The organism is Sphingomonas sp. OTU376, assembly GCF_038440415.1.
GTDB lineage: Bacteria > Pseudomonadota > Alphaproteobacteria > Sphingomonadales > Sphingomonadaceae > Sphingomonas > Sphingomonas kyeonggiensis_A.
Genome location: NZ_JASATQ010000003.1, coordinates 1 through 21,120, shown reverse-complemented (window position 1 = coordinate 21,120; position 21,120 = coordinate 1). Strand labels below are relative to the sequence as shown.

Annotated in this window: 21 protein-coding genes and 2 riboswitches; of the genes, 4 read left to right on the top strand and 17 right to left on the bottom strand. The window is 68.6% G+C overall.

The window, feature by feature from the left end:
- Nucleotides 1-24: 24 nt before the first annotated feature.
- The 4 genes from AAHM44_RS02130 to AAHM44_RS02115 all read left to right on the top strand — a co-directional run bounded on the left by AAHM44_RS02130 (nt 25) and on the right by AAHM44_RS02115 (nt 4,473).
- Nucleotides 25-390, top strand: a complete 366-nt coding sequence (locus tag AAHM44_RS02130) for an EF-hand domain-containing protein (protein ID WP_269573787.1) — start codon at nt 25-27, stop codon at nt 388-390.
- 86 nt (nt 391-476) lie between these two features.
- Nucleotides 477-1,679: a serine hydrolase domain-containing protein gene (locus tag AAHM44_RS02125; protein WP_342248856.1), complete on the top strand. Its 1,203-nt coding sequence runs from the start codon at nt 477-479 to the stop codon at nt 1,677-1,679.
- Nucleotides 1,676-2,914 (top strand): exo-beta-N-acetylmuramidase NamZ family protein, encoded by a 1,239-nt coding sequence (locus AAHM44_RS02120; RefSeq protein WP_342248855.1) that lies wholly within the window; start codon nt 1,676-1,678, stop codon nt 2,912-2,914. Before AAHM44_RS02125 ends, AAHM44_RS02120 begins: the two co-directional genes overlap by 4 nt.
- An 8-nt stretch (nt 2,915-2,922) precedes the next feature.
- Entirely contained in the window at nt 2,923-4,473 is a 1,551-nt protein-coding gene (locus tag AAHM44_RS02115) for a sodium:solute symporter (protein ID WP_269573790.1), read from the top strand.
- Here AAHM44_RS02115 and AAHM44_RS02110 read toward each other — a convergent pair.
- The 17 genes from AAHM44_RS02110 to AAHM44_RS02030 form a co-directional block, all read right to left on the bottom strand.
- Nucleotides 4,467-5,435 carry a hypothetical protein gene (locus tag AAHM44_RS02110; RefSeq protein WP_342248854.1) on the bottom strand — a complete coding sequence of 323 codons (969 nt, stop codon included), beginning with the start codon at nt 5,433-5,435 and terminating at the stop codon, nt 4,467-4,469. The genes AAHM44_RS02115 and AAHM44_RS02110 overlap by 7 nt on opposite strands.
- A 68-nt stretch (nt 5,436-5,503) precedes the next feature.
- Nucleotides 5,504-6,010 carry a bifunctional adenosylcobinamide kinase/adenosylcobinamide-phosphate guanylyltransferase gene (gene cobU / locus AAHM44_RS02105; protein WP_342248853.1) on the bottom strand — a complete coding sequence of 169 codons (507 nt, stop codon included), beginning with the start codon at nt 6,008-6,010 and terminating at the stop codon, nt 5,504-5,506.
- A complete protein-coding gene (locus tag AAHM44_RS02100) occupies nt 6,007-7,464 on the bottom strand; it encodes a cobyric acid synthase (RefSeq protein WP_342248852.1) in 1,458 nt (485 codons plus the stop codon). The genes cobU and AAHM44_RS02100 overlap by 4 nt, the downstream gene beginning before the upstream one ends.
- Entirely contained in the window at nt 7,452-8,390 is a 939-nt protein-coding gene (gene cbiB, locus AAHM44_RS02095) for an adenosylcobinamide-phosphate synthase CbiB (RefSeq protein ID WP_342248851.1), read from the bottom strand. Before cbiB ends, AAHM44_RS02100 begins: the two co-directional genes overlap by 13 nt.
- Nucleotides 8,383-9,348, bottom strand: a complete 966-nt coding sequence (locus tag AAHM44_RS02090; RefSeq protein ID WP_342248850.1) for an aminotransferase class I/II-fold pyridoxal phosphate-dependent enzyme — start codon at nt 9,346-9,348, stop codon at nt 8,383-8,385. Before AAHM44_RS02090 ends, cbiB begins: the two co-directional genes overlap by 8 nt.
- Nucleotides 9,345-10,064, bottom strand: coding sequence for an adenosylcobinamide-GDP ribazoletransferase (locus AAHM44_RS02085; RefSeq protein WP_269573796.1), 720 nt, complete (start codon nt 10,062-10,064; stop codon nt 9,345-9,347). Before AAHM44_RS02085 ends, AAHM44_RS02090 begins: the two co-directional genes overlap by 4 nt.
- Nucleotides 10,061-10,630, bottom strand: coding sequence for a histidine phosphatase family protein (locus AAHM44_RS02080; protein ID WP_342248849.1), 570 nt, complete (start codon nt 10,628-10,630; stop codon nt 10,061-10,063). The genes AAHM44_RS02085 and AAHM44_RS02080 overlap by 4 nt, the downstream gene beginning before the upstream one ends.
- Entirely contained in the window at nt 10,627-11,640 is a 1,014-nt protein-coding gene (cobT, locus tag AAHM44_RS02075; protein ID WP_342248848.1) for a nicotinate-nucleotide--dimethylbenzimidazole phosphoribosyltransferase, read from the bottom strand. The genes AAHM44_RS02080 and cobT overlap by 4 nt, the downstream gene beginning before the upstream one ends.
- Entirely contained in the window at nt 11,637-12,044 is a 408-nt protein-coding gene (locus AAHM44_RS02070) for a DUF1636 domain-containing protein (RefSeq protein WP_342248847.1), read from the bottom strand. The genes cobT and AAHM44_RS02070 overlap by 4 nt, the downstream gene beginning before the upstream one ends.
- Nucleotides 12,044-12,580 (bottom strand): hypothetical protein, encoded by a 537-nt coding sequence (locus AAHM44_RS02065; protein ID WP_342248846.1) that lies wholly within the window; start codon nt 12,578-12,580, stop codon nt 12,044-12,046. The genes AAHM44_RS02070 and AAHM44_RS02065 overlap by 1 nt, the downstream gene beginning before the upstream one ends.
- A 14-nt stretch (nt 12,581-12,594) precedes the next feature.
- Nucleotides 12,595-14,556 carry a TonB-dependent receptor plug domain-containing protein gene (locus AAHM44_RS02060; protein ID WP_342248845.1) on the bottom strand — a complete coding sequence of 654 codons (1,962 nt, stop codon included), beginning with the start codon at nt 14,554-14,556 and terminating at the stop codon, nt 12,595-12,597.
- Nucleotides 14,557-14,697: 141 nt separating this feature from the next.
- A riboswitch (cobalamin riboswitch) is annotated at nt 14,698-14,881 on the bottom strand.
- Nucleotides 14,880-15,572 (bottom strand): phytanoyl-CoA dioxygenase family protein, encoded by a 693-nt coding sequence (locus AAHM44_RS02055; protein WP_342248844.1) that lies wholly within the window; start codon nt 15,570-15,572, stop codon nt 14,880-14,882. (Overlaps the previous riboswitch by 2 nt.)
- On the bottom strand, nt 15,569-16,342 hold the full coding sequence (locus AAHM44_RS02050) for an ABC transporter ATP-binding protein (RefSeq protein WP_342248843.1): 774 nt from the start codon (nt 16,340-16,342) through the stop codon (nt 15,569-15,571). The genes AAHM44_RS02055 and AAHM44_RS02050 overlap by 4 nt, the downstream gene beginning before the upstream one ends.
- Nucleotides 16,336-17,328 carry a FecCD family ABC transporter permease gene (locus AAHM44_RS02045; protein WP_269573804.1) on the bottom strand — a complete coding sequence of 331 codons (993 nt, stop codon included), beginning with the start codon at nt 17,326-17,328 and terminating at the stop codon, nt 16,336-16,338. Before AAHM44_RS02045 ends, AAHM44_RS02050 begins: the two co-directional genes overlap by 7 nt.
- Nucleotides 17,325-18,182, bottom strand: coding sequence for an ABC transporter substrate-binding protein (locus AAHM44_RS02040; RefSeq protein WP_269573805.1), 858 nt, complete (start codon nt 18,180-18,182; stop codon nt 17,325-17,327). The genes AAHM44_RS02045 and AAHM44_RS02040 overlap by 4 nt, the downstream gene beginning before the upstream one ends.
- Entirely contained in the window at nt 18,182-18,790 is a 609-nt protein-coding gene (cobO, locus tag AAHM44_RS02035; protein WP_269573806.1) for a cob(I)yrinic acid a,c-diamide adenosyltransferase, read from the bottom strand. The genes AAHM44_RS02040 and cobO overlap by 1 nt, the downstream gene beginning before the upstream one ends.
- A 20-nt stretch (nt 18,791-18,810) precedes the next feature.
- Complete coding sequence (locus tag AAHM44_RS02030) at nt 18,811-20,751, bottom strand: TonB-dependent receptor plug domain-containing protein (RefSeq protein ID WP_342248842.1); 1,941 nt, start codon at nt 20,749-20,751, stop codon at nt 18,811-18,813.
- A 175-nt stretch (nt 20,752-20,926) separates the two neighbouring features.
- Nucleotides 20,927-21,120, bottom strand: a riboswitch (cobalamin riboswitch). This riboswitch is flagged as partial in the annotation.

Here is a 21,120-nt window from a genome sequence, read left to right as displayed (position 1 = left end):
AAGAAAAACCAAGGAGAGTTGGACATGAAGACGTTGAAGATCGCGATTACCATGGGTGCGCTGCTGATCTCGGGCCAGGCGCTGGCGCAGAAGGCCGGCCAGACCCGCGCCGAGGCGCAGGCGGCATCGGCCAAGAAGTTCAAGAACCTCGACACCAATGGCGACGGCAAGGCGAGCCCGGCGGAGCTGCTGGCGTTCATGACCAAGGCAGCCGAGAAGCGCGGCGAGACGATGGACCAGGCCAAGGTCGATCGTCGCTTCAAGCGGCTCGACACCAATGGCGACGGCAGTGTCAGCGCCGACGAGCTGGCGGCCGAGGACCTCGCCAAGTTCGACCGGGCCGATGCCAACAAGAATGGCGTGATCGACGCGGACGAAGCCGCGCAGTGATGCACTGGCGCCTTGCCCGCTGGTTATAGGCGGGCAAGGCGCGGTTCCTTGACCCCGTGCCCGCACCCACCCCATGCTGCCGCGAAATGCGGGACGCTGGGGAGAAGAAGATGGCCGCGACGGGACGATACTGGCCGCTGCTGGCCGCCGGCGCGCTGCTCCTGCCCGGTGCGGCCAATCCCGCGCCGTCCCCCGCTTCCCATGCCGCCGCGCGCCATGTGCAGCTGGCCCCTGCCTTTGCCGAAGTCGATGCCTGGGTCGGCAAGGCGTTTCCCGGTGCGGTCCTCGCGGTCGGTCAGCATGGCAAGCTGCTGGCCGTGAAGGCGTTCGGCCATATCGACAGCGAAGCGGGTGCGCCGGCGATGCCCCGCAATGCGATCTTCGACCTGGCGTCGCTCACCAAGGTGGTGGCGACGACCAGCGCGGCGGCGCTGCTCTACGATCGCGGGCGGCTCGATCTCGATGCGCCGGTGCAGCGCTACCTCCCCGAATTCGCCGGCACGCCGGGGCACGAGGCGATCACCGTGCGGCATCTGCTCAGCCACAGCTCGGGGTTCAAGGCACCCGCTCGGGTGCTGTGGGGCAATGCCAGCGACCGCGCCGGCATCCTGCGCCAGATCCATACCATGCCGGTCGGCAGCCCGCCGGGGACGGTCTATGTCTATCAGGACTTCAACCTGATCCTGGTCGGCGAGATCGTCGAGCGTATCGCCGGGCAGCCGCTGGACAGGTTCCTGAAGCAGGAGCTGTTCGGGCCGCTCGGCATGAAGGACACGGGGTTCAACCCGTCGCCGAAGCTTATGTCCCGGATCGTGCCGACCGAGCAGGACGACAAGTTCCGTCACCGGCTGATGCGCGGGCAGGTGCATGATGAGAATGCCTATGTGATGGGCGGCGTTGCGGGCCATGCCGGGCTGTTCTCGACCGCGGTGGACCTGGCCAGGATCGGGCAGCTCTATCTCAATTACGGCCGCTGGCATGGGCGGCAATTGCTCAAGCCCGAGACGGTGAAGCTGTTCATGCAGCCCCAGGGCCTGCCCGCCGGGAGCAGCCGCGCGCTGGGCTGGGACATGCCTTCGGAGAAGGGATTCACGGGGCCGCTGGGCTCGCCTCGCGCGATCATCCATACCGGCTTTACCGGCACGTCGATCTATATCGATCCGGACCGCGATGCGTTCATCATCCTGCTCACCAACCGGGTGAACCCGACGCGCAACAATGCCGAGATCTTCAAGGCGCGGCCGGCGATCCACACCGCCGTGCTGACGGCGCTGGATGCGGCGAAGTGAGGCGGCTGCTAGTCCTGCTGGCGTTGCTGATGGCGATGCCGGCAGCGGCACAGGTGCGTACCGGGATCGATGTGTTGCAGCAGACCGGCTTCGCGCAGCTGCGGGAAGCGGCCGCGCGGCATGGCGGCAAGCTGCGGGTGGCGATCCTCGCCAATCCGATCAGCGTCAACCGTGAGGGACGGCGGACGATCGACGTGCTGCGCAGCGAGGGGCAGGCGGCGGTGCCGGGCATGGTGGTCGCCAAGCTGTTCAGCGGCGAGCACGGCATCAATGCGCTGACCGACGACATGGACATCGACGACAAGCGCGATGCGGCAAGCGGGCTGGAGATCGTCAGCCTCTATGGCCGCACCGATGCCGAGAAGCGGCCAAGCGCGGCGCAGCTTGCCGGGCTCGACGCTGTTGTGATCGACCTGCAGGATGCAGGCGTGCGCTACTGGACCTTCCAGACGCTCACCAAATATTTCCTCCAGGCCTGTGCGGCGAACGGCGTGGAAGTGATCATACTCGACCGGCCGAACCCGCTGGGCGGGCTGGCGGTGCAGGGGCCGGTCTCGACACCGGGGCGCGAGGACTACACCAATGCGCATAGCGAGCCGATGCGGCCGGGTATGACGATGGGCGAGCTGGCGACCCTGTTCAACGCGGAGGACAGGATCGGCGCCAGGCTGACCGTGGTTCGGATGACCGGCTGGAAGCGCGCCGACTGGTACGACCAGACCGGGCTGCTGTGGATCAACCCCTCGCCTAACCTGCGCAGCATAACGCAAGCCACGGCCTATGCCGGCACGGCGCTGCTCGAAGGCACCAACGTCAACATCAAGGGGCCGGGCGAGGCGCCGTTCCTCCGCTTCGGTGCCCCCTGGATCAAGGGGGCCGAGCTGGCAGCCTATCTGAATGCGCGGGCGATTGCCGGCGTGCGGTTCCTGCCGGTCACCTATGTGCCGGCGAACGACAAGCTCTATCCCTTTGCCGGCCAGCGCGTGCAGGGCGTCGAGGTATTGCTGCTTGACCGCGATAGGGTCGATGCGCCGGCGCTGGGCGTCGAGGCGGTTGCGGCCTTGTGGAAGCTCTATGGCGCTACCTTCCAGATCGAGAAGGTCGACCGGCTGCTGCGCAACCGCGCGGTGCTCGACCAGATCAAGGCGGGCATGGACCCGAGGAAGATCGCCGCCGGCTGGCAAGCCGAGCTGAACCGCTTCAAGGCGCGGCGCGCGCGCTACCTGCTGTACTGAGGACCGCGATGCACCTGCCTTTCAGCCTGACCGACTGGGTCGTCATCCTCCTTTACCTGACGGTGCTGATCGCGGGGGGCTGGCTGTTCACGCCGCGCCATACCGGCACGGCGAAGGAGTATTTCCTCGCCGGCGGCAACGTCCCCGCCTGGCTGGCTGCGATCTCGGTGCTTTCCGCCACGCAATCCGCCGCGACATTCCTCGGCGCGCCGGATTTCGGCTACCATGGCGACTTCACCTATCTCGGCACCAATCTGGGCGGGCTGATCGGCGCGATCTTCGTCGCCCATGTGCTGATCCCGCGCTTCTACGCGGCGCGGGTGACGACGGTGTACGAGCTGCTCGGCCAGCGCTTCGGGCCGCTGGCGACGCGCTGGGCGGGGGGCATGTTCCTGTTCGGCCGGGTGCTGGCGGGCGGCGCGCGCATCTACCTTGCCGCCATTGCCATCGCGATGGTGATGACCGGCACGGTGAGCGCGCAGGGCATCTTCATCGCCGCCACCCTGCTTGTCGCCGCAGCCTTCCTCTCGACCTTTGTCGGCGGGCTCAAGTCGGTGCTGTGGATCGACCTGATCCAGTTCGTGATCTTCGTCGGATCCGCGATCGCGGTGCTGGTCTATCTGCGTTCGGGCATCCCGGCGACCAATGCCGAGATCCTCCAGGGCCTCGCCCATGCGCCCGACGGCGCCAACAAGCTGCGGCTGTTCGACCTGACCACCGACTTGTCCAAGCCCTTCTCGCTGCTCGCGATCGTGACCGGCATCGCGCTGCTCTACATCGCGTCCTCTGGGCTCGACCAGGACACCACCCAGCGCCTGCTCGCCTGCAAGGACGCGAAGACCGGTGCGCGCAGCCTGTACTGGTCGGTGATCGCGACGGTGCCGGTGGTGGCGCTGTTCATCACGATCGGGCTGCTGCTCCATGTCTTCTACGACCGGCCCGAGCTGATGGGCGGTGCGACGGCGGGCGCGAGCCTTGCCTTTGGCGGCGAGAAGATCAGCATCTTCATGCACTACATCCTCACCCAGCTGCCGCCCGGCCTGCGGGGGCTGGTGACCGCCGGGATCATCGCCGCGGCGGTGGCGACGACCAACTCGGCGCTCAACGCGATGTCGTCGGTGCTGATCGAGGACTTCTACCGGCCGTGGCGCGCGGGGCGGAGCGAAGTGTCCGAGCATCATTATGTCCAGGCCGGGCGCGCCGGCATGGGCGTGATCGGCGTGGCGATGCTGATCGTCGCGGTGCTGTCCTTCTACTGGCAGCATTATGCCCAGCTCGGGCTGCTCGAATTCGCGCTGTCGGTGATGGTGTTCGCCTATGCCGGGCTGATCGGCGTCTACATGACCGCGATCTTCACGCCGCGTGGGACTACCGAATCGGTGATCGCCGCGCTGATCGCCGGCTTCTTCGTGGTGCTGCTGCTCCAGCCAAAGATCGCGGGCACGATCGGCCTGCCCGGGGCGCTGGCGCATCTTGCCTTCCCGTTCCAGCTCTGCATCGGCAGCGCGGTTGCGTTCCTGGTCGCGGTCGCGCCGCCGGGCAGAACCGCGGATCAGTAGATCGCGGGGGAGTCGCTTGCGGGGAAGCTTTCCTCGAGTGCTTCGTCGAGCTCACGGTCGAGCTGCTGGGCGCGCTCGTCGATCGGCAGCTGGCCCGCCAACCAGAGCGCCAGGTTGCGCACATAGTTGCGGACCGACGCCTGGGCTTCCTGCGATGCGGCCAGCGCATTGCCGGGCGCCTCGCTGACGAAGGTCGGGCAGCCCTTGGCGGGATCCCAATTGTAATCGGCGAAATGATGGAAGGTCGATTCCGCCCAGGCGGGGCCGCCCTGATCCGAAGGCTCGAAGGCGACGGCGATGTTGAATGCGTTGCCGCTGACCTTGCTGGTGCTGATCGCGACGACGCGGGCCGAAGGATCGTCCGCGGGCGCGCCGACGGCGCCTTCATGCGGGTGCGAGGGCAGGTAGCGGATCAGGCCGCCGGGGGCGTCATCGTCGCGCAGCACCGGATGGGCATCGCCGAGGATCGCGATCTCCTGGAAATCGCCGTTCGCGCCCGAATGATAGTTGGGCCACAGGATGTAGCTGGTCTCGCGATCATCGATCACCCGGCGGGCTTCGTCGGGGTCGAGATGGTGCGAATGGAAGTAGTGCGCGGCGCCGACGCCGCCGAGCGAGCAGACCGAGCAGCCCAGGTCCATATGGTCACGCGTCACCATCAGGCCGCGACCCTTTTCGCGGAAGCGGCTGATCGCGGCGCAATCCTCCTCGGCCAGCCCGTCACCGGTATCGACCGCGAACAGCCAGAGCTGGTCGAAATCGGAATCGTCGAGCGTCGAGAGCACCGGGTCGGGCGTGCCGGGGGGCGTGCGATCGCGCGCGGTCACCTCGAACAGCGGCGCGCCGTCCTCGCCGGTCAGGCCGGCAAGATGCGCGTGGAGCATCGAGAAGCGGCGGATGTTCCAGTCATCCTCGACCGGCGGGATCGTGGTCTGGAGCAGGATCTTGATCGGCGACGCCATGTTGAACTCCCCAAGCAGCATCTCTGGAATATCACGCCGCCCCGGAGCGCTCCAGCACTCCGAAAGAGTTACTTGACGCGCATCGGCAGGCCGGCGACCACCAGCATCACTTCGCCGGCGATCGCCGCCACGGCCTGGTTGATCCGCCCGGCGGCGTCGCGGAAACGGCGGGCCAGTGCATTGTCGGGGACGATGCCGAGGCCGACTTCGTTGGCGACGAGGATCAGCGCTCCGTCGAATCGGGCGATGGCTTCGGCCAGCGCTACGGTGGCGGCATCCATATCGGCATCGGAGAGCAGCAGGTTGCTGGCCCAGAGCGTCAGGCAATCGACCAGCACCACCGCGCTGGTGCCGCTCGCCGCATCAAGCGCGGCGACGAGGTCGCGCGGAGCATCCACCGTCTGCCAGCGGGCGTCACGGTCCGCGCGGTGGCGGGCGATGCGATCGGCCATTTCCTCATCCCATGCCTCGGCGGTGGCAATGAAGACATGGCGGCCGGCGAGCGCCTCGGCGCGCTGCTGGGCGTAGCGGCTCTTGCCCGAGCGGGCGCCGCCGAGAACGAACAGCTTTGTCATCGGGCCTCCCGGGCAAGCTGGAGCAGCGCGTCGACATCGGCGTGGCGCTCGAGTTCGCCGGCGATCTCGTCGAGCGCGGCATCGACATCGGCGTGATAGTCGCGCCCCGCGCCGGCCACGCCGATCCGGGCGAGCAGGGCGGTGCGCATCTCGGGCGTGGCGAGCAGGCCATGGAGATAGCTGCCCATCACCGAAGCGTCGCGGCTGACCGCGCCTTCGGGGCCGAGCCCGTCGAGATCGGCGAAGGGACGGGCAGTGTCCGGGCCGGTCGTTTCGCCCATATGCATCTCGTAGCCGGTCACCGGCGCGCCGAGCGCGGTGCCGCTGGCATGGCGCAGTATCTTGGCGGGGGCGAGGCTGGTCTCGACATCGAGCAGGCCGAGACCGGCGACTTCGCCCGACGGCCCCTCGATTCCCAGCGGATCGGCAACCGTGCGGCCGAGCATCTGGTAGCCGCCGCACAGGCCGAGCACCGCGCCGCCGCGGCGATGATGCGCCAGGATGTCGACGTCCCAGCCTTGGGAGCGCAGGAAGGCGAGGTCGGCGACCGTCGCCTTGGAGCCGGGCAGCACGACCAGCGCGGCGTCTCCCGGGATCGGCGTGCCGGGCGGGATCATGACCAGTTCGACGCCGGGCTCGAGCTGCAACGGATCGAGGTCGTCGAAATTGGCGATGCGCGGCAGGATCGGGCACGCGACCAGCTTGCGCCCTTCCCCGCGCGAGGCGGTGCGATCGAGAATGACGGCGTCCTCGCTCGGCAGGCGGACGGTGGCGGGCAGCCAGGGGATCACCCCGAAGCCGCGCCAGCCGGCGCGCTGCTCGATCGCGCGATAGCCATCCTCGAACAGCGCGGGGTCGCCGCGGAACTTGTTGATCAGGAAGCCGCGGATCATCTCCGCATCCTCGGGCTCGATCACCGCGCGGGTGCCGACGATCGCCGCGATCACGCCGCCGCGATCGATGTCACCCACCAGCACCACCGGCACATTGGCGGCGCGGGCAAAGCCCATATTCGCAATGTCGCCGGCGCGCAGGTTGATCTCCGCCGGGGAGCCGGCGCCTTCGACCACGACCAGGTCGCATTGCCCGCGCAGGCGCTGATAGCTCTCCAGCACCTCGCCGATCAGGCTGCCGCGCGCCTGACGGAAGTTGCCCGAACCGAGCGTACCGCGCACCTTGCCGTGCACGATCAGCTGCGAGGTGCGATCGGCCTGGGGCTTGAGCAGCACCGGGTTCATGTCGGTATGCGGCGGGACTCGGCAGGCGATGGCCTGGAGCGCCTGGGCGCGGCCGATCTCGCCGCCATCGCTGGTCACCGCGGCGTTGTTCGACATGTTCTGCGGCTTGAACGGGCGTACGGTGAGCCCGCGATTGGCGAAGGCGCGGCAGAGCCCGGCGACCAGCACCGACTTGCCGACATCGGAGCCGGTGCCCTGCAGCATCAGCGCGCCCATGCGACAACTCCCGCGATGATCCAGAGCAGCAGGCAGGCGCGGACATAGAGGTGCAGCGCGCGGGCGATGTCGCCTGCGTTCGCGTCGCTGCGGCCGTCGCCGATCCAGGGTTTGTTCTGCACCGCGCCGTCATAGGCGATCGGGCCGGCCAGGCGCAGCCCCAGGGCGCCCGCCATCGCCGCCTCGGGCCAGCCGGCATTGGGCGAGGCATGTTTGTGCGAGTCGCGTAGCAATGTCCGCCAGCCCCCCGGCGCGGCGAGGCAGAGCAGCAGGCCGGAAAGGCGGGCGGGGATCAGGTTGAGCAGGTCGTCGCTGCGCGCCGCCGCCCAGCCGAATGCGCGCCAGCGCTCCTCGCGGTGGCCGATCATCGAGTCCGCGGTGTTGATCGCCTTGTAGGTCCACACCCCGGGCAGGCCGAGCAGTAGCAGCCAGAAGGCGGGAGCGACCACGCCGTCGCAGAAACTCTCGGCCAGGCTTTCGATCGCGGCACGGGCGATGCCGGGCGCGTCGAGCTGTTCCGTGTCGCGGCCGACGATCTTGCCGACTTCGCGGCGGGCTTCGGGCAGGTTGCCGGGGGCCAGTGCCCGGGCGACCGGGCGGACATGGTCGAACAGGCTGCGTTGGGCGAGGGCCGGCCAGGCGAGCAGTGCGACGGCGAGCCAGCCCCAGGTGCCGAGATGGTGCAGCAGCAGGCTCTGGATGAGCCAGGCGGTGCCACCGATCAGGATGACGAGCAGCAGGACCGTCAGGACACCGAGTGTGCGCCGCGCTGCGAAGCCGCGCTCGCGGCGGTTCCAGAGCTTCTCGCAGGTGCCGATGATCGCCGCGAACAGGCCGACGGGATGGCCGATCCGGCGGTAGAGCTTGCCGGGCCAGCCCAGCGTGGCGTCGAGCGCGAGCGCGGCGAGGGCGACCGGCTCAGCCACGAAGCGCCGTTTCGAGCCGGGCGAGTGCTTCGCCCGTCGAGGGCAGGCCGATGCGCAGCCAGCGGGGCTGCTCGGCGAAGGGGCGGGTCAGGATGGCGTGGCGGGCGAGCTGCTCGAACAGCGCAATGCCGCTCGGCACTTCGATCAGGCGGAAGAGCGGGCAGGCGCCGATCGCGGCGTGTCCGGCAGCGGCAAGCACGGCGTCGAGCGCGGCGGCGTCATTCCTAAGCCGAGCGCGCATGGCCTCGGTCCAGGAGCGATCGCGATAGGCCGCGGTGCCGATCGCGATCGCGGCAGCGGAGACCGGCCAGGCGCCAAGAGCCGCGCGGATCGCGTCGAGCATCGGGCTGGGGCCGAGGACGAAGCCGAGCCGTACGCCGGCCAGCCCGAAGAACTTGCCGAAGGAGCGGAAGATCATCAGCGGCCGGGCATCGTCGATCGCACCCGCCAGGCTCAGCGCGGGATCGACATCGGCAAAGGCTTCGTCGAGCAGCAGCCAGGCGCCGGGATCGCGACGGTCGAGCAGGCCGCGAAGCTGCGCGGACGAAAGGGCGCGGCCGTCGGGATTGTTGGGGTTGGCGAGGATCACCGTGCCGGCACCGGCCGCGTCGAGTGTCATCCGGATTGCGCCGGCGATCATCTCGCCATGGGTGCGATAGGTCGGCGCGACATAGTGCGCGCTGCCGCCGACAAGGCCACCCGCGAGCCGCAGCCCGATTTCGGTGCCGGGCACCGCGCAGACATGGCGCGGGTCGACCTCGAAATAGTCGGCGGCGGCGGCCTCGAGTCCGGCCAGTTCATGCCGCTCCGGCAGGCGCTGCCAGTCGATGGCCAGGGCGTTGGTGCCGGGCCAGGGGTGGGGGTTGATGCCGGTCGAAAGATCGATCCAGTCCTCGCCGCCGAAATGCGTGCGGGCGGCTTCCATGCCGCCGCCGTGCCAGGTCCAGCTGGCGCTCATGCGAAGCGGACCAGCAGCAGCGCGGCGAGCAGCAGACCGGTCTCGGTCAGCTCGATCCCGGCGCCGTGGCCGTCGCCCGATATGCCGCCAAGCTTGCGCCACAGCCAGGCCGCCCAGCCGAACCACAGCAGGGGCGCGGCGATCAGGCTCGGCGAGAACCAGCAGGCGGCAAGCAGCGCCACGCTCCAGATCGCCAGGTCGAGCGGGCGCACCGCGTCGCGGAAGCGCGAGGCGAGGCCGGCATGGAGGTCGGGCAGCCAGCGCGTCCAGAACAGCGGGGCGATGCGCGCAGCAAAGGGGATCAGCACGATGGCCAGCCAGGCACTCGTCGCGACCAGGGCGTGAAGCAGTATCAGCTTGGCGATGAGCTGCACGCCGATCGCCACCGCGCCGAAGCTGCCGATATGCGGATCGGAGAGCACCGCAAGGACGCGGTCTCGGTCCTTGTGCGCGGCGCCCGCCGCATCGGCGATGTCGCCGAGTCCGTCGAGATGCAGCGCGCCGGTGACCGCTACCCACAGCACCAGCCCGGCGAGCGCACCGCTCCAGGGATCGATCGCGGCGCCGAGCCAGCATCCGCCCGCGACGAGGGCACCGATGATCAGGCCGACCGCCGGGAACCAGCGCATCGACGCGGCGAACTCGGCGCCGCTCACCGGCAGGCGTGGAGTCGGGAGTCGAGTCAGGAACTGGATCGCGACGATCAGGCCCTTCATGTGACGAGCCCGGAAATCTGGGCGCTCGGCTTCTCGCCTGGCCATACGCGCAGCGAGACCAAAGCCGCATAGGGCAGGTCGAAGGCCCAGAGCTTGTGCTGGCCGAAGCCGCACAGCAGATGCAGCGCCGCGCGGATCGCGCCGCCATGGGTAACGACCAGCGTGGGCGCGGGTTCGAGTTCGGCAATCGCGGCGGAGACGCGCGCGACCAGCTCCGACCAGCGCTCGCCGCCGGGCGGCGGATTGGCGTCGGGGTCTTCCCAGAAGCGCAGCATCGCGCCGGACTCGACCTCGTCCGGCGCCAACCCGTCCCAGGCCCCGAAATCGAGTTCGCGCCAGCGCGGGTCGACAGCGGGCCAGATCCTGCCGGCGTCGGCGATCGCGGCGGCGGCGTGGCGCGCACGCTGGAGATCGGAACTGACGATCCGCTCGATATCCAGACCGGCAGCACGCGCGACGCAGGCGGCGATCCCTTCGGGTGTCGATCCGCAATCGGTGCGCCCCATCAACCGTCCGGGCAAAGCCGGTGCACCGTGGCGCAGCAGATGCAGTGTCCAGGGCGTCACAGCTTGGCGGCGACCTGTGCCTCGGCAAATGTCGCCATCTGGTTGTGCGCGGCCAGTGCCGAGCGGATCAGGTTCACCGCGAGCGCTCCGCCGCTGCCTTCGCCGAGCCGCATGCCGAGTTCGAGCAGCGGATCCAGGCCGAGCCTGGCGAGCAGCCGGACATGGCCGGGCTCCGCCGAGACATGGCCGGCGATGCAATGATCGGTGATCTCGACATTGTCTGCTGCGAGCGGGGCCACGGCCGCGCTGCTGATGAAGCCGTCGAGCACCACGGGGATGCCGAGCTGCCGGGCGTGCAACACGGCACCGGCGATCGCCGCGATCTCGCGCCCGCCGACCCGGCGCAGCGTCTCGAAGGCGTCCGCCGGCCCATCGGCGTGGAAGGCGCGTGCACGCTCCACGACCGCGGTCTTGCGGGCGATACCTTCGGCATCGACGCCGGTGCCCGGGCCGATCCACTCTGCCGCGGTGCCGCCAAAGGCGCGCAGGCAGAGCGCGGCGGCGGCGGTGGAATTGCCGATGCCCATCTCGCCTACGGTGAGCAGGTCAAGGTCGTTGCCCACTACGGCTGCACCGGCGTTGAGCGCGGCAAGGCACTCGGCCTCGGTCATTGCCGGGGCGATGGTGAAATCGGCGGTGGGGGTGTCGAGATCGAGCGCGGTCACTTCGAGCTCAAGGCCGGCCGCGCCGGACAGGGCGTTGATCGCCGCGCCGCCGGCCTCGAAATTGGCGACCATCTGGACGGTCACGCTGGCCGGGAAGGCACTGACGCCGTGGACGGTCACGCCGTGGTTGCCGGCGAAGATCGCGGTACGGGCGCGCTTGATAGTGGGGCGCGGATTGCCCTGCCAGCCGGCGATAAAGACCGCGAGCTCCTCGAGCCGGCCGAGCGAGCCTGCCGGCTTGGTCAGCTCGGCCTGGCGGGCGCGCGCCGCAGCGATGGCGCCTTCGTCCGGAACACAAAGATCGGCGAGCGCGACACGGAAATCGGCGGGCGAGGCGAAGATCATTCTGCGACGAATCCTGGGGGCGGGGTGCGCGTGATGAAATGGCCCTTAATTCCCTCGGGCCAGGCGGAATAGGGGACACGGCCATGCTCGCTGGCTGCATAGTGCACGGCATAGTCGAGAATGGCGCGTGCGCTGTCCTCGTCGGGCGTGAACCGGCCCAGGACATAGCCGACCTTGTCGGGCGCGCGCAGATGGACGGTGCAGTGATCGGTGCAGGCGAACAGACACGGCATTTCCTGCACCGCGACACCGGCATAGCGCGGATCCTTCGCCTGCACGGCCCGGAGCGCCGCGACCAGCCGGGCGCCGCCGCGCACGCCTGCGCCATCCTCGCGGGAGTCCGCGGAATGGCGACAGGTGTTGCAGGCGACGACCGCCGGGCCGTCCGCGACGCGGGTAAGCATCAGGCGGTGGCCAGCTTGCCGCCCGGTGCCGGCAAGCCGAGCGCGACCAGCAGCCGGTAAAAGGCATAGAGCCCGATCAGGATCGCGCCGTTGCGCAGGAACTGGTCGAGCGAATAGCCGGGGTGGAGCGTGATCGCCACGCCGCCCAGCACCGCTGCCCAGCACAGGGTGACCAGCTTGCCGGCAACGAACGCCGCGACATAGGCGATGGCCAGTTTCGCGACGGTCGATTGGATCCGGAGCCGGCCGAGCGCGGCATAGGCGCCGATCGCCGATCCGGCCGCCGCGGTGCCGAGCCCGACGCCCCAGAGGAGCGTCTTGGGATCATGCGGATAGTGGAGGAACAGGAAGCCGACCGCCTGGTTGGCGCCCCAGGCGGCGAGCGCCAGCGCGATCCCGTCGCGCCGGCGCATATGCACTGCCGCCAGCGCGGCGAGCGCCGCAACCGGAGCCGTGCAGGCAAGAGCGAAGCTGGTCGCCATGCTCGCCAGGGTAAGCAGCATGATCCACAGCGTGGATGCGCGTGCCTGCGTCATATTGCCTTCTCCCATCAGAAGCGCCCGCGGATGCCGGCATAGATGCTGCGGCCCAGCGTGCCGTAGCGATAGGCGGTCATGTACTTCTCGTCGAACAGGTTCTCGGCGCGGGCGAACACGCTGAGATTGTCACCGGCCTTGAGCTCGGCGCGCAGGTCGACCAGCGTATAGTCGTCGAGCCTGGTGGTGTTCGCCGCATTGTCGAAGCTGTGGCCGGACCAGCGCACCGCCGCGCCGGTGGTCAGGCCGAACGGGAAGGCGTAGCTGATCGAGCCGTTCGCGGTATTCTGCGGGCGGCGCGGCAGCCACTTGCCGAAGGTCGCGGTGCCGGCCGAGCGATCCTCGGCGACGGTCCAGCTGTAGTTGCCGTCCAGGGTGAAGCCGCCCAGGTTGAGCGCGCCCGAAGCCTCGATGCCATGTGCTTCGGCACGCGAGACGTTCGAATAATAGCCGAAGCGGCGCACGGTGGTGCTGCCCGGCACGAAGCAGAGCGGCACGGTCGAGGTCGTGGTGCAGCTGTTGAAGATGATCTGGCTGGTGGTCTTGCGCTCGAACCAGGTGGCGCCGAACACCAGCTTGCGGCCGAACAGCTGCTGCTCGACGCCGGCTTCCCAGCCCTTGGCCTGTTCCGGGTCCAGCGCAGTGTTCCCGTATTCGCTGAACTGCTGGTACAGCGAGGGCGCCTTGAAGCCTTCACCATAGTTGGCCCGCAGGATTGTACCGGTCGGCAGGCGCCACACGCCGCCGGCCTGGAACAGGGTCTGCCCGCCGAAGCGGCTGTGATCGTCATAGCGGATGCCGCCGTTCAGTGTCAGGCCGGTGATCGGCTCGACGCTGAGCTGGGCATAGGCGCTGGTCAGCTCGGCCTCGCCGCGCGCAAAGGCCGGCAGCGGCGTTGCCAGCGACGCGGCGGGCGAGCGGCTGCGGAAGTCCGAATTCTCGTTCTCGACGCCGAACACCGCGGAGATCTGCTTCGTGAAGGCGAAGCTGCCCTGGTACTCGAAGCGCTTGTTCTTGCCGTCGGACTCGAAGCTGAGCGGGCGGGCGCGGGTCGGGCCGTAGCTGTCGCGATCGGTGTCGGTATAGGCATAGGCGAAGCGGTTGCGGAAACGCCCGTCGAGCAGCGACAGGTTGATGCCCGCATAGCCGACAAACTCCTCGTTGGTCGAATAGTCGCTATTGTCGCCGCTGGTCGAATCGATCTCGGTACGGCCGTTCGAATAATAGCCGCGGACCTCGACGCTCAGGTTGCTGGTGAGCGTCAGCTCGGCGCGGCCGCTGGCGCTGCTGTTGGTGTAGCCATCGGCTTCCTTGCCGCCGAATTCAGGGGCGATCGCCGAGATGCCCGCGGTGGTGAAGCGCTGGCCGCCGATGCGCCAGGCGAGCGGGCCGGTCTTGCCGCCGATCGCAGCGCGGGCGCTGACCGTCTCGCGCGAGCCGGCCTCGATGTCGAAGCTGCCCTCGAGCGGCTTTTCGGGCGTGGCGGTGACGATGTTGACCACGCCGCCGATCGCCTGGCTGCCCCAGAGGATCGACTGGGGCCCACGCAGCACTTCGATGCGCGCGCTGTCACCGATCAGCATGTTGGCGAAGTTGTAGCCGCCGCCGGTGGCCGCCGGATCGTTGAGCTTCACGCCATCGATCACCACCACGGTCTGGTCGGATTCGGCGCCGCGGATGCGCAGCGAGGTCGAAGTGCCATAGCCGCCGTTGCGCGAGATGCTGATGCCGGGCGTGCGGAGCAGGAGTTCGGTCGCGCCGACATCCTGGCTGCGATCGATCGCGGCCTTGTCGAGCACGGTGATCGAGGCGGGAACCTGGTCGATGTTCACCGGCGCGCGGGTGGCGGTGACGACGATGTCGTCGTTGCTCTCGGTGGCGGCGGCATCGGGTGCGGCGGCCTGCTGCGCGAAGGCGGCGGGAGCTGCGGCGAGGGCGAGAACAGAAACGGAGAGACGGAAAACGGACTTCAGCATTATTCGACCCAATCGACATGCCGGGTACGCGCGGACGCTGCCGGGGCCGTTGGGCGCGCACGACAGCGTCCGCGCATGCGCGCGGCCAACCTTGTCGTCGCTCGGGTTCACCCCCGTCCGTCCGGCACACCCTGTCCGCACGAAAGACGACCACGACGGGCAGGTCTCCTGGCTCGCGGGTCGATGCCGGTCGGCCGCCTTCTCGGGCTGCAACACCCAATGGCAAATGGCCGATGACTCACCGCTTACAGTTGCAGGGGCAGCCGGGGTTTTCCCGTTCCCTTTTCATCCCCGTCTCCGGGGAACCTGTCGCGGCGCTGCCCTTAGGCGGCCTTCATCCAGACGACAAGCGCGAAGCGTGCCTTGTCGGCCGGCAGCGTGCGGTGCGGCGTGAAGCGATCGAGGAACAGGACGGTGCCCGCCGGACATTCGGGCTGGAGCCGGGGCATGCCGGCGATCGCCTCGTCGGTGATCCGAAGGCCCTGGTCGGTCTCGCTGGCGAGCGGCGCGGGCTGGCGGCCGGGGATGATCTCCAGCCCACCATTGCCGGGCCCGGCGTCGCAGAGCGGGATCCAGGCGGTGGTCCAGACCTGCCCGCACGAGGTGCCGTCGTCGCGGGCAACGTCCGAGTGCCAGGCGTGGCGGTGCTCGGGGAAGCTGGCGATGCTGGCGCGGATACGGACGACCTTGCCGGCCAGTTCGCGCTCGCTGAGCCGCTGGGCCTCGGCGAGCAGGCGCGGATCGTTGGCGATCTCCTGCAGCCTGGGGCCGCGATGCGCATCGGTGCAGATCGCGACGCGCAGCAGGTTCGCCTGGCTGCGGTCGCTCGCATAGATCCGGTCGAGCCGTTCGGCGAGCGGGACGTCGGGGCAGCTCTTGTCGAAAGGCAGGTAGAAGGCGTGCGACAGCCGGTCGATATGCTCGGCGATATCGGCCTGTGCGGCCTCGACCAGCGCGCGATCGAACAGTGGCAGGGCGGCATAGCCCTGTTCGCGGTAGAAGGCGGGATCGGTCATCGGCTGCGGCCCAAAGTGGTGATCGTCGGCCAGTCGCCGCTGAGCTCTACCTTCGCCTCGATGCCGTAGACCGACTTGAGATTGGCGGGCGTGAGAACTTCGGCGGGCGTCCCGTCGGCGACGACGGTGCCGCCGTCGATCAGCACCAGCCGGTCGCAATAGCGCGCCGCCATGGTCAGGTCGTGGAGCACCGCGATCACCAGACCGCCGGCGCGGGCCTCGGACTGGAGCAGCTCCATCACGTCGATCTGGTGACCGGGATCGAGGCTGGCGAGCGGCTCGTCGGCGATCAGTGCGGGGGCTTCCACCGCGAGCGCGCGGGCGAGGAGGACGCGGGCGCGCTCGCCGCCCGAAAGCTCGGTGGCGGGGCGGTCGCGCAAGCCAACGACATCGGCGCGCGCCATCGCCCGCTCGATCGCTGCGGTATCGGCCTCGCCGATCCGCGACATCGGCGCGAGATGCGGCAGGCGGCCAAGCTCGACCAGCCGCTCGACGGTGAGCGGCCAGTGCAGCGTCTGGCCCTGGGGGAGATAGGCGACACGCCTGGCCAGTTCCGCGCGCGCCATGCTCGCGACGTCGGCGTCATCGACAAGGATGCGCCCGCTATGCGGCACCAGCGCCAGCATCGCGCGGGCGAGGGTGGACTTGCCCGCACCATTGGGGCCGACGATGCCGGTGAGCGTGCCGGACACGAAGGCTGCGCTGGCGTTTCGGACGACATGGCGCTTGCCGAGCGACACGCCGACCTGTTCGAGACGAATGTTCACCACAGGCGGCGCTCCCGCATCAGGTGGATCAGGAAGACCGGTACGCCGAGGAACGCGGTCACGACGCCGAGCTTGAGCTCGTTCTTGGTATCGATAAGCCGCACCGCGAGATCGGCGAAGGTGAGCAGGGCGGCGCCGCCGATCGCGGAGGGCAGCAGGATCGCCGAGGGGCTCCGGTCGGTGAGCGGGCGGACGAGATGCGGGACGATCAGGCCGACAAATCCGATCGCGCCCGATACCGCGACCGCGCCGCCGACGCCGATCGCGGTGCCGAGCAACAGGCGGATGCGGGTGCGCTGGATATCGACGCCGAGCGCCTGGGCGCCGTCCTCGCCGAGCGTCAGCGCATCGAGCGCGCGGCCGTCCCAGAAAAGCAGCAGCGCACCGATCGCGATGCAGGGATAGGCGATCCAGACATGTTCGAACGAGCGGTTCTCCAGGCTGCCGAGCAGCCAGGTCATGATCTCCATCGCCGCGAAGGGATTGGGCGAAAGGTTGAGCGCCAGGCTCACGCCCGCCGTGGCCAAGGTGGCGATGGCGATGCCGGCGAGGATCAGGGTGAGCGGGCTTTCCGAGCGTCCGGCAAGTGCGGACAGGCCGACCAGCGACAGCAGCGCGCCAAGCACCGCCAGTACGGGGAGTACGATCGGATGCAACTCGGCCAGCCCGAAATAGAGCGCCGCCACCGCGCCGAGCGACGCGGCGTTTGACGTGCCGAGCACCGAAGGCTCGGCGAGCGGGTTGCGCAGATACCCTTGCAGCGCCGCGCCGGCCAGGCCGAGCATCGCGCCGACGCCGAGGCCGAGCAGCATGCGCGGCAGGCGCAGTTCGAGCAGGATGGTGGAGGCGATGCGGTCACCATGCCCGGTAAAGGCGGCGAACATCCGGGCGAGTGACAGATGGACCGGGCCGAACAGCAAGGATCCGATCGCCGCGACGAGCGTGAGAGCGAGCAGGCCGCCGATCAACAAGGGACGGGATAGGGTCATCGGGCGTGGGTCCGATCCTGATAGCGGATAAGTTGGGTCGCCATCCCCTGGGCCGCCTCGACATAGGCGGGGCTGCCGCACACGGTCCATGCCTGGGGGATGGAGATACGGGGGATGTTGGCGATCGCCGGATGGTGGAGCATCTCGGTGCCCTGGTCGGCGATCTTGTCGGTGGCGCTCTCGACGATGAGGTAATCGGGGCCGGCCGCGACCATCTCCTCGAGGCTGAGCTGCGAGAGCGGCGGCTTGTCGAGCTTCGCTGCCAGGTTCACCAGTCCCATGCGCTGCATCAGGTCGTCGATCAGCGTGCCGGTGCCGGTCATGAAGCCGCGGCGCTGGTAATAGGCCGCGACCTTGCCGCCGCCGGGCTTGCCGATCCTGGCCAGCGCCGCCTGCATCCTCGCGACCAGTGCTTCACCGCGCTCGGGATGGCCGACCGCCACTGCTGTCTGGCGGATCGAGGCATAGATCTCATCGACCGTATTGGCGGTCTCGAGATCGAGCATGTTGTACTTGTGGCCCTTGAGCGCGCGCATCGCCGCGCTGCGCTTCGCCGGCATGCCGACGACCAGGTCGGGATCGATCGCAAGGATTTGCTCGGCCGAGTTCTTGAGCACCGGCAGACCGCGCGCCTTCATGGCCTCGCCCGACATCTCGGTGTCGGTGGCGTTGCGGGTGAGTCCGGCGATCTGGTTGCGATCGGCGAGCGCGAGAACGAGCTGATCGGCACACAGGTTGAGCGAGACGATCCGCTCGGGCTTGGTCGAGGGCGGCGCGGATGCGGGGGCGCTCGCCCAGAGCGCCGCGCCGCCCAGGGCGAGCAGCGGCAGGGCCAGGAGCTTGGCCGGAGCCATCAGAACTCGATCCCCGCCTGTGCCTTGACGTTCTGTTCACGGAAGGGGTGCTTCACCTGCGCCATCTCGGTGACGAGATCGGCGGCGTCGATCAGCGCCTGGGGGGCGTTGCGACCGGTGATGATGACATGCTTCATTGCAGGCTTCGCGGCGAGCGCCTCGAGCACTTCCTCGGTCGGCAGATAATCGTAGCGCAGCACGATGTTGAGCTCGTCGGCGATCACCATCGCGTATTCGGGATCGGCGATCATCCGCTTCACTTCTTCCCACGCCTCGCGCGCCACCGCGATGTCGCGGCTGCGGTCCTGCGTGTCCCAGGTGAAGCCCTCGCCCATCGGCTTGAATTCGATCAGGTCGGGGAAGCGGTCGAACACCGCCTTCTCGCCGGTGGCCATCGCGCCCTTCACGAACTGCACCATGCCAACCTTCATGCCGTGCCCGATCGCACGCACGGCCATGCCGAGCGCGGCGGAGGTCTTGCCCTTGCCCGGCCCGGTATGGACGATGATCAGGCCCTTCTCGACCGTCTTGGTGGCAAGCTTCTTGGCCTGGGCGACCTGAAGCTTCTTCATCTTGGCATTATGCTCTTCGTCGGTGCGCTGCTTCACGGCCGCTTCCCCCTGATGATTCAGAACGCCACGCGGACGCCGCCATAGACGGCAGCACCCGGGGTCGCGAAGCTGAACACTTCCTCATAGTTCACGTCGAACAGGTTCTCGACGCGGCCGAATACCGAAAAGCGATCGGTCAGCTTGTACTGCGCGTTGAGATTGACCAGCGTGAAGGGCTTGAGCGACACGCGCACCGGCACATAGCTCGGGTCGGTATAGGCGACGTCGTCGATCCGGCCATTGTAGCGCACGGTCAGCGTGGTCGAGAAGCGCTCGTCCTTGCTGAAGAGCGTGGCGTTGAAGCTGGCAATGTCGCCGGGGCGGCGGACTTCGGTGACACCGTCCTCGGTAGCATCAAGATGCGTATAGACCGCCTCGATCTGCACTTGCCGGATCGGGCGCAGGCTGGCGGTGACTTCCACGCCGTGCTGCTTGGAATCGGTGGCGCGGTTGGCCGGCGTCGCGGTGTAGTTGGGCGCCGGATAGCTGGTGTAGATCTCGTCGGTCAGCTTAGAATCGAACCAGGTCGCGCCGATCACGGCCTTGTCGTCCCAGAAGCTCTGGTCGACGCCGACTTCCCAGCCCTCGGACTTCTCCGGCTTCAGGTCCGGATTGCCGATATAGGTGCCGCTCGAATAGCCGTAGAGCTCGTAATAGCCGGGGTTCTTCACGCCGGTGCCGTAAGCGGCGTGGACGCGCGTGTCGGTCGGCAGGCGATAGCCGGCCTGAACGCGCCAGGTGGTGGTGTCGGCGAAGCGGTTATTGTCGTCGTAGCGGATCGAGGCACCGCCGGTGAAGCCGCCCGCGGTCAGCTCATACTGGCCGACCAGGCCCAGATTGTCGGTGTCGCGGCGGCCGCGGAACGCGTCATAGGGCGAGCCGGTGGACGGCGCGATGTTCTGGAACTGCTCGCGCTCCCAATCGACCGCACCGGTCAGCCGGTGGCTGATCGCGTCGGTGCCGAAGCGGAAGCTCGACACGAAGGATCCCTTGTAGCGCTGGCCCTTGTCGCCATAGTTGAAGCCGAAGGCGTTGTAGCCCTTGCGCGTGGTGTCCGAGAACTGACCGGAGAGCGTGTTGGTCCAGCGCCCGTCGAGCGCGGTCAGCTCGGCGCTGAGCAGGCCGTAAAGCGCTTCGTTGGTGAAATAGGTGCCGGGGCTGTCGATCGTGTAGCCGAAGCTCGGGCTCGCCGGATTGGCATCGGCGTCGTTGGTCTCGGCATCGGTATAGCTGTAGCGCAGCACGCCGCTCAGCTTGAAGTTCTCGGCTGGAGTCCAGTTCAGCTTGGTGGTCGCGCCGACATTGTCGGAGCCGATGTCGCGGCTGCCGCCGCGCGCGGTGGGATAGCCTCTGGTATGGTACCAGCTGCCCGACACCGCATAGTCGAAGTTGCCCGAGGCGCCGGCGGCGCGGGCCGCGCTGCTGATCGTGCCGAACGAGCCGCCTTCGATGCGCGCGCTGTAGCCCGGCGCCTCGCGACCCGAGAGCGTGATGTAGTTGATTACGCCGCCGATCGCGTCCGATCCGTAGAGCGAGCTCTGCTGGCCGCGCAGCACTTCGACGCGCGCCGCCGGATCGGCGATCAGCGTGCCCAGGTCATATTCGCCATAATAGGGATCGGCCGCCTCGATCCCGTCGATCAGGACGAGGACGTGGTTGCTCTCCGAGCCGCGGATGCGGATCTGGGTCTGGCCGCCGATCGCGCCGATCCGGCTGACCGAGACGCCGGGCACGTCGCGCAGCACGTCGGAGACGATGCGGGTCTGGCGCTGGTCGAGCTGCTGCGCGGTGATCACCGTGGCGGAGGCGGGCAGGTCCTTGAGTTCGGTGCCTTCGCCCGAGCGCGAGGCGGTGACGACAATCGTATCCTGCGGGTCGCTGGCCGGGACCGCGTCTTGGGCGAAGGCCGGCGTGGCGGCGGCGATCGCGAGCAGCGAGACGAAACTGGTCTTCAACATGGGTAGTCCCCCCGGCGCCCGTGCAACGAGGGCGGGGGCCTGCCGCGAACGGCCGGTGCGAGACGCGAGGCGGGCGCTTGTTCGCCGTCGCGCACGTACCGAAGCGGCCCCTGCCGCTTGGTTCGTCGCTCAGACGGAGAGATACCGTGCCCTGGCCATCCCCTGGACCAAAGCAAGAGCGACCGTTGCGCCGGCAGGTCTCCTGGCTCGCGGGTCAGGGCGTGATGCACGGCCTTCCCGGACCGATGGTCCAGTGGCTGCTCCCTCGATTGGGGAGCCAGTGCATCGCGCTCGCCGCTTACAGTTGCAGGGACAGCCGCGGAATTGGACGGAAGGCCCGTCCGCACCGCATTCCCGTTTAAGCCCCTT

Excerpts from the sequence above, each read along its gene's own strand:
- AAHM44_RS02045 (WP_269573804.1), bottom strand. The coding sequence starts at position 17,328 with ATGACCCTATCCCGTCCCTTGTTGATCGGCGGCCTGCTCGCTCTCACG.
- AAHM44_RS02100 (WP_342248852.1), bottom strand. The coding sequence starts at position 7,464 with ATGGGCGCGCTGATGCTGCAGGGCACCGGCTCCGATGTCGGCAAGTCG.
- AAHM44_RS02030 (WP_342248842.1), bottom strand. The coding sequence starts at position 20,751 with ATGTTGAAGACCAGTTTCGTCTCGCTGCTCGCGATCGCCGCCGCCACG.
- AAHM44_RS02115 (WP_269573790.1), top strand. The coding sequence starts at position 2,923 with ATGCACCTGCCTTTCAGCCTGACCGACTGGGTCGTCATCCTCCTTTAC.
- AAHM44_RS02060 (WP_342248845.1), bottom strand. The coding sequence starts at position 14,556 with ATGCTGAAGTCCGTTTTCCGTCTCTCCGTTTCTGTTCTCGCCCTCGCC.
- AAHM44_RS02110 (WP_342248854.1), bottom strand. The coding sequence starts at position 5,435 with ATGGCGTCGCCGATCAAGATCCTGCTCCAGACCACGATCCCGCCGGTC.
- AAHM44_RS02130 (WP_269573787.1), top strand. The coding sequence starts at position 25 with ATGAAGACGTTGAAGATCGCGATTACCATGGGTGCGCTGCTGATCTCG.
- AAHM44_RS02055 (WP_342248844.1), bottom strand. The coding sequence starts at position 15,572 with ATGACCGATCCCGCCTTCTACCGCGAACAGGGCTATGCCGCCCTGCCA.
- AAHM44_RS02065 (WP_342248846.1), bottom strand. The coding sequence starts at position 12,580 with ATGACGCAGGCACGCGCATCCACGCTGTGGATCATGCTGCTTACCCTG.
- AAHM44_RS02090 (WP_342248850.1), bottom strand. The coding sequence starts at position 9,348 with ATGAGCGCCAGCTGGACCTGGCACGGCGGCGGCATGGAAGCCGCCCGC.
- AAHM44_RS02085 (WP_269573796.1), bottom strand. The coding sequence starts at position 10,064 with ATGAAGGGCCTGATCGTCGCGATCCAGTTCCTGACTCGACTCCCGACT.
- cobU (WP_342248853.1), bottom strand. The coding sequence starts at position 6,010 with ATGACAAAGCTGTTCGTTCTCGGCGGCGCCCGCTCGGGCAAGAGCCGC.
- cobT (WP_342248848.1), bottom strand. The coding sequence starts at position 11,640 with ATGATCTTCGCCTCGCCCGCCGATTTCCGTGTCGCGCTCGCCGATCTT.
- AAHM44_RS02040 (WP_269573805.1), bottom strand. The coding sequence starts at position 18,182 with ATGGCTCCGGCCAAGCTCCTGGCCCTGCCGCTGCTCGCCCTGGGCGGC.
- AAHM44_RS02070 (WP_342248847.1), bottom strand. The coding sequence starts at position 12,044 with ATGCTTACCCGCGTCGCGGACGGCCCGGCGGTCGTCGCCTGCAACACC.
- AAHM44_RS02125 (WP_342248856.1), top strand. The coding sequence starts at position 477 with ATGCGGGACGCTGGGGAGAAGAAGATGGCCGCGACGGGACGATACTGG.